Source organism: uncultured Gimesia sp., assembly GCF_963972345.1.
Lineage (GTDB): Bacteria > Planctomycetota > Planctomycetia > Planctomycetales > Planctomycetaceae > Gimesia.
Window position 1 is genome coordinate 1 of record NZ_CAXAVM010000334.1, and the last position, 3,431, is coordinate 3,431.

Consider the following 3,431-nt stretch of genomic DNA (forward strand, 5'->3'; position numbering starts at 1 on the left):
TGTTGATCAGGGCTGCCCTGCAGTTCTGGTGCGAAGAAATGGATCTCGAAGATACAAAGATGTTCGAGATCTATGCTGGCGGCCCCTCAAGAGAGACGACATGGGGCCAGGCAGACATCCAGCGGCTGCGTCAACAGTTACTGGCAGCACAGTTACGCTATGCTGTGTGCAACCCTGAGGCGACAACGGTGAAGAACTCCCGCCTGTTCGAGAACCCAGTAGCTGCCGACCAGTCGATGACTGACGCCGACGACCGACTGGGAGTTGTTCTGGTTCCTGTTCCTGCAGTTTAATAAGACCCCTCAAACCCCTTTCATCAGTTCTGCCAGACTGATTTTGAGGGTATCGGCGATCCGCTCGATATTCCGTAAGGATAGATTTCGTTCCCCCCGTTCGATCCCGCCGATGTAGGTCCGGTCCAGCTCACACGCGTAAGCAAAATTCTCCTGAGAGTAACCTTGTTCTTTACGTAGTTTCCGGACTCGCTTACCAAATCTCACCAATATGTCTGCTCGTTTTGCCATGCGAGTATTTAACACTTGACAGAGACGATATAACCACGGACTATAAGTATCATAATGTTGCTGTAAGTTAGTCCAAGTGGTTGACGCGTATCGCAGGACAACGGGCAGACAGTTGTGTGAATGTCTCTGATAGTGTGGGCTGCAAAAACCAGATTCCGCTGCTGATCAGTCTCTGGATACAGTGGACTCAGTAAGAATACAGCAGAAGAAGCAGTCCCCGAAAAAGCCTAAATTAAAATATTTCAGCTAGATAAGATTGGTAGATTTTATGCACGAAGAAAATAACAAAACAATTGAAAGTCCCCAGAGCCAGTGGTGGCTCGCGAAGAATGGTGAGGCGGAAGGACCTCTGTCCCACCAGGAAATCAGTGATGCCTTGCAGTCAAACAGAATCAGCTCGGCTGATTATGCCTACTCATCAGATTCGAAGGAATGGAAGCCACTGTCAGCCTGGAGTGCGTTCGAGTCTGGAACTGAAGAAGCTGCTCTACAACCTCCTCCAGTGGACAGCTATCCCATCGAGCCCCTGATCACGAATCCCAGACTACCACCTATGGCAAACTCGGTCTGTATCTATACACTCCAGATCTCTCCCTGGCTCTGGTGCCTGTATATCGCTTCAGAATTGATCTGTGGAGGCTTATTAGCTGAAAACGCCTCGCTGGCGGGAGTGGAAGCTGCTGCCATTATCATCAATATGCTTGCTTCGATGGTTGTGACAATTTCACTGTTTATCGGTGGTTCGCGTCTTAGAGCGTTAAGCCGTTCGGGGCCGAATATCATTATTCTCAGTACTGTGGTCGCAACTGCGGTCCATCTACTGTTATTTTTCTGTTCGGTTTTAATCATCTCGATGGCTGACGAAAACAGTTTCGACTCAAAAACCGCGGCAGTCGAGTTAATCCACTATTTTGTATTCCTCGTCTCACTGTGCGAAGGGGCTTTTATGCTCACTTCACTTTTCTGGTTGAGACGTAACGCCCGTTTTCTGCCCCTGTCCTGAAGTGTCAACATAAATCGAACAGAAAAGTATTGATTGATTAACCTGAACAGGAAGGAGAATGCGCCTCATGACAGAATATCCAGTCGCCGAAAACCGGAAAGCCACAGAGTGGCGTTTTGATGATCAGGGCCTGCTTGCAGGCCCTTACTCTTATAATGAACTCATGGACTATGTCGAGCTGGGCTACATCCAGCCAGAAACCGAAATCATTCACGAGACTGGTCGAAAATATCAGGCATTCGAGATCGGATTATTTCCCGGCTTCGTCCCTGAGAAAATAGACCCTGCCGAGGAGTACAGGAACACTGTCATTCCATTGCCAGGCTGGAATTTTCTGTCAGCGGTGGTCGTATTGTTTTTTATTTCAATAAAAATAGCGCGTCGGTTTCCAAAAGATCACTGGTTCGTTGCTGTGATGCCATTCTCAATGATCATCGGCGGCTTTGCGCTGGTTTTAATCGGCTGTTATACCGGTTTGACCGGAATTGCTCACAGTTTCAGTGGTATTCCACAATATCGACCGGTCTTTAACAGAATTGGAGCCGTGATTGCCATCGTTTTCGGCACCATATTGATTTTTTGGGGATTTCAAGAGCTTCTCTTCAGTAAATAGTTGCCAAGAACGACTTTCAATTCATCTCCTCAGAACTGTGAGAACACTGTCGACCTTATTCCTGGCGAAAAACGCGTCATAATACATGAAGAAAGAGAGAAGGAGCCAGAGAGAATGACAAGCTGGGAAATTAGATATCTGGCGCGTCCTATCATCTAAATTATGGCCCAAAACGTGGCATGATACATGAGGGAAACGCTTACCTATCATCGATCGCAGTCGATCTCATTTCAAATTCGTTATTAGTGAAAACGCCGCGCATAGCACATGAATGCGGGGCGTTTTGCATTTTCACACCCCCATCAGAAAGGAGCATTGCTTGGAATACATGGTTTTAACGTTCGTCTCTGTTGCGCTGTTGCTGGCCGTCGTCGCTTTTATCAAGGAACGGCGGTTGCGACTGGCGTTACAGGAAATTCTCAGACACCTGATTCATCGCTGGAGGGCACATGGAAAAACAGACTCTGCTAATCACACTGACACTGATCCTGCTGATCGGAGTCAGCTGTAGCTCTGACGAAAACGCTCGCGTGGCAGAACTGGCCACTCAGCAACTGGAACGACAGGCGGATCAAAACCGCCGGATGTCGGAACTGCAGCAGGAAGTCGCCTCGGGTTCACGCGAGTTGGTGGAAGCAGATGCCAACGCCAGGCAGGAGATGGTCACCCTGCAGCGTGAGATGCAGACCGAGCGGAGTGAGATCGGTCACCAACGGGATCAACTGGAGGCAGAACGCCGCGAAATCGCCGACAGCCGAAACCGAGATCCAATCATTGCGGCTGCGATCACCAGGGTGGCGTTTGTCGTGGTCAGTCTGCTGCCTCTGTTGATTTGCTGGCTGTTACTGCAGCAGAAGGTTGAACCAGCGGACAAGAATGAGATCACAGAGTTACTGCTGGACGATCTGGTCTCAGCAGAACCACGTCTGGTGTCATCTGCCACATCAAAGCCAGACAAACGCCGATTAACGGATTTACCCCACTCACCTGATAACCCACCTACAGAAAGGGAAACCTGAAATGTCACATATTGTCACCATTCAAACAGAAGTTCGCGATGCCGAGGCATTGAGCCTGGCCTGCCGCCGACTTGAACTGGGAGAGCCCGTCCATGAAACCGTTCCGCTGTTTAGTGGGGAAGCCACCGGCTATTGCGTCCGTCTCCCCGACTGGCGGTATCCCGTCGTCTTCGATATCGAGCAGGGCAAGGTTCGATTCGATAACTTTGAGGGGCGCTGGGGCGAGCCAGCTCACCTCAACAGACTGCTTCAATATTACGGCGTGGAAAAAT

Annotated in this window: 6 protein-coding genes; 5 read left to right on the plus strand and 1 reads right to left on the minus strand. The window is 49.6% G+C overall.

The window, feature by feature from the left end; translation table 11 throughout:
* On the plus strand, positions 1-293 hold a 293-nt coding region (locus AACZ40_RS28640), incomplete at its 5' end, for a hypothetical protein (RefSeq protein WP_339677035.1).
* Between the two features lie 9 nt (positions 294-302).
* Here AACZ40_RS28640 and AACZ40_RS28645 read toward each other — a convergent pair.
* Positions 303-500: a helix-turn-helix transcriptional regulator gene (locus tag AACZ40_RS28645; protein ID WP_339677038.1), complete on the minus strand. Its 198-nt coding sequence runs from the start codon at positions 498-500 to the stop codon at positions 303-305.
* A gap of 292 nt (positions 501-792) precedes the next feature.
* Here AACZ40_RS28645 and AACZ40_RS28650 point away from each other — a divergent pair, with 292 nt between their 5' ends.
* The 4 genes from AACZ40_RS28650 to AACZ40_RS28665 all read left to right on the plus strand — a co-directional run.
* A complete protein-coding gene (locus AACZ40_RS28650) occupies positions 793-1,527 on the plus strand; it encodes a DUF4339 domain-containing protein (RefSeq protein WP_339677041.1) in 735 nt (244 codons plus the stop codon).
* A gap of 67 nt (positions 1,528-1,594) precedes the next feature.
* Entirely contained in the window at positions 1,595-2,140 is a 546-nt protein-coding gene (locus tag AACZ40_RS28655) for a hypothetical protein (RefSeq protein WP_339677043.1), read from the plus strand.
* 449 nt (positions 2,141-2,589) lie between these two features.
* Positions 2,590-3,159, plus strand: a complete 570-nt coding sequence (locus AACZ40_RS28660) for a hypothetical protein (RefSeq protein WP_339677046.1) — start codon at positions 2,590-2,592, stop codon at positions 3,157-3,159.
* A gap of 1 nt (position 3,160) precedes the next feature.
* Positions 3,161-3,431: DUF1257 domain-containing protein (locus AACZ40_RS28665; RefSeq protein ID WP_339677049.1), on the plus strand; the 271-nt coding region annotated here is incomplete at its 3' end.